Annotated in this window: 3 protein-coding genes; all 3 read right to left on the bottom strand. The window is 37.6% G+C overall.

The features are described 5' to 3' along the window. Positions 1-107: 107 nt before the first annotated feature. From K6G87_RS03145 to K6G87_RS03155, 3 genes are read right to left on the bottom strand one after another with little or no spacing between them, the layout of a single operon-like run. Positions 108-995, bottom strand: coding sequence for a phosphotransferase (locus tag K6G87_RS03145; protein ID WP_296833780.1), 888 nt, complete (start codon positions 993-995; stop codon positions 108-110). Between the two features lie 17 nt (positions 996-1,012). After that, the gene (locus tag K6G87_RS03150; RefSeq protein ID WP_296833783.1) at positions 1,013-2,032 is read right to left on the bottom strand and encodes a helix-turn-helix domain-containing protein; all 1,020 of its coding nucleotides are present in this window, start codon (positions 2,030-2,032) and stop codon (positions 1,013-1,015) included. Then, entirely contained in the window at positions 2,029-2,748 is a 720-nt protein-coding gene (locus tag K6G87_RS03155) for a hypothetical protein (protein WP_296833787.1), read from the bottom strand. Before K6G87_RS03155 ends, K6G87_RS03150 begins: the two co-directional genes overlap by 4 nt. Between the last annotated feature and the right edge of the window lie 382 nt (positions 2,749-3,130).

Raw genomic sequence — 3,130 nt, forward strand, 5'->3', positions numbered from 1 at the left:
TGCATTTTCAAAAACGTACCCCATATTAGCTTCTGGTATAATCGACGATGCACTTTTGGTATCCAACATAAAAATGCCCTATTTTTTTAGAAAAAGCGAATAAATATTCAACGTTCCAAAAGTTCTTCCGCCAACTCTTTGGCATGCTCGTAGTACCAGTGATCCTCATCTTCATCAGCCTCTACAAATTCGACGTATTCATTGAGTACTGCTAATTTGATATCTCGGATATACTGTTCATAATCAGGTTTCTCATGAAGTCTCTCATACACGCCATCCACAAAGAGCTTCTTCTGCTCATCATTCATGTAAAATGGGAATGTAGCTCTATCTTCAGTTGCATGTGCAATGAACCTGGCTATATCCAGAGAATATGGCATTATGCCTCCAAAGCCCCAATCTACTATGTAGACTATTCCTCTATCTGTAACTGCATTGAACTCCATAAAATCACCATTAGACAGTGTTCTTGGGCAAGTCTTTTGCCGTTCCAAGAAAAGCGCATACGCCATCCCAATAATCGGATCATCTTTTATAAATGAATATCTTCTTGTAATCCGCTCAATATAAACATCAAAGCGCTCTGTATCAGAGCAGTTCCAGAATGTGTTCTGTATTTCTGACAAGCTATCTGCAGCTGCTATTGCCAGCTCATTGGTCATGTCTCTAAGGTCGTCGCCCTCAATACTTTCTATAACAATCCATATATCCGTTTCATCTTTATAGCTTCCATAGAAAGCAGGAACCTTAAAACCATGTTCCTGCAGATAGTTTGTATAATTTGTAACTTCGCGTTCAGATGCCTTTTTTAAGATCCTTATACCGTTTGCTGACCTGATTTTGTAAACATCATAATCTCGAAAATCGTCTTCTTCTTCACTATACCGCTCGCAAATTCTTGTTATATCATCAAAAAGTCCATCTCCCAGTATTGTCGCAACAATATTTCTTATTTTGGCATCAACATTGATATTCTCATATCTACCTATATTCATCGACATATTCCTTCATGTTATTTGCTAAGTTCCTCGATGGTCTTATCAATCTCATCAAGTTCTCTGCCATATTTTACACCCCACTCGGTCTTAAGAAGCTGTTTCTTTTTCTTATAGTACTTGATGGCAGATTCCGTGTCACCGAGCCTTAAATAGCACTGAGCTGTGGATTCATAAAAATCTGTATAACGCGGCTTTTCCATCGCATCATGCCCCTTAAGCCAGTATGTGATTGCCTCCTCATAGTGCTCATAATGAGAGAATTGATTTGCTACATTAAACAGAATTCTCCAGTCTTTTGGATACTTTTTTGCCAAAGCCCTATACTTGTCTATCACTGCATCAAACCCATGCTCGCACTCTTCAATCTGAATCTCGTAGGCTTCATAGAGAGTGTCTTCACTTACAGTCCTTGCTTCTTCCAGCACCTCTTTTGCCTCACGAAGGCGCCCGGCGTCCATGAGATCATCTAAAAGATACAGATAAGCCCTGACGTTCTTGGGCTCAGCCTTGATGATTGATTTCCAGTAATCTATAGACTGCTTATGGTTACATACATCCCAGTCATATAGCTTACTGTGAAGAGCATGGGCTACAATCGTCATATCCTGCTTGGAATTGGGCTGAAGCTCTATTGCTCTCTTTGCATATACAAAAGACTTCCTCTCCATGAAATCTGCCCAGGCCTCATAGAGATTTGCAATCAGATTAATTGGTCTGTAATTCTCCGGATTCTTTTGTATTTCTTCCATCAAGAAGGTTTCCATGTTCACAAACTGAGTAGTGCTGATCTCGTTTGCATGGTCTATTGTATTTTCAATCTTTTCATACTGCTTTTCCTTTGAATATTCAAAGAGGTCATCAATTGCCACTCCGAAGCATGCAGCCAGATCCGGTAAAAGAGATATATCCGGATTTGAGATATCTTTTTCCCACTTACTGATTGCCTGGTTTGTAACTCCAAGAACCTTTGCCAGTTCACTTTGAGACATGTTCTTGTCACGTCTTAATAATCTTATTTTTTCACCTATAGTCATAGAAGTGCTCCTTCCTCTTTTCTGAATACGTAGTAATCTGGCTTACAGCCTCCATAAATATAATTACCCATTCTCCATTCCATAAACATATATTTTTCACCATTAATTTCTTTTATTATGTATGGTGCGGCTGTTGTTCTATGTAAAGAAATAACAAGACCATTTGTCCATTTTTCGTTCCAAACTTCATCCATGTATTGTTGAACCAGACAGCCTTCATCTTTAAATTCCATAGATTTCAGATAATACTCAGTATCCTCTGGCTTCGGGATGAAATCTTCAATATTCTCTACATACCCTACAGAATTCCATTTCCCATGTGCACTTTCATCTTCAACAAAAGGATGGTCAATATTGTCATGCTTCCCCAAGGTTTCTTTACTGTATACCTTGCCATTTTCTTTTATAAACACTTCTGTGTGATCTTCCTTATGAAAAAAGAGATAATCTTTGCAGTCGATGCTCCTTATCACGTATTTGTATGTATATATTGGAGCATCTCCGCCTAGATATATGGTTAAATATCCTTTGGTCCAGCCTTCAAAAATCCAATATGGTTCACCGTTTGGCAAAAAATATATTTCCTTATATCCAATATTCCCATGTAGTAAGTTGTCTAATGTTTTTGCTTCTGGATCTTCAATATATCCGACAAATCCCCATTTACCAACAACCCTCTCATCATTAACAAAGTCCATTCCATTAGCTATTTTCATTGGCCTCTCCCATATGTTGTCTATAGCCAAACAACGTTTTATTCGTTCAGATCTGATGTTCTAAAGATATCATTCATCCATTCAACAGTAAATCGATTTATTGGAGATATTTTACAACCATAGGTTGTAGAAACTAATTTCGTCTTGAAAGGACCTTGTAAAGCCCAAAGCGCTGTGATAGACTATTATTTAGTTTTATTACAGCAGAGGTTGCGAAAGATGAGACGTTGATTTTCTAACAAAAAGTAAAAAGCAAAAACAGTTATGCCTGCATGACAGGTTTATTTTTGTTATCTTAAATACTTACTTTTTGTTGGAGGATTCATACGATGAATAAAAAACTTAATATAGACAACCTTGAAGCTGTGTCATTCTTAAATGG

This window comes from Butyrivibrio sp. (assembly GCF_024699075.1).

What these genes read in the sequence shown, in the direction of transcription:
- K6G87_RS03155 (WP_296833787.1), bottom strand. Translation starts at nt 2,748, where the DNA reads ATGAAAATAGCTAATGGAATGGACTTTGTTAATGATGAGAGGGTTGTT.
- K6G87_RS03145 (WP_296833780.1), bottom strand. Translation starts at nt 995, where the DNA reads ATGAATATAGGTAGATATGAGAATATCAATGTTGATGCCAAAATAAGA.
- K6G87_RS03150 (WP_296833783.1), bottom strand. Translation starts at nt 2,032, where the DNA reads ATGACTATAGGTGAAAAAATAAGATTATTAAGACGTGACAAGAACATG.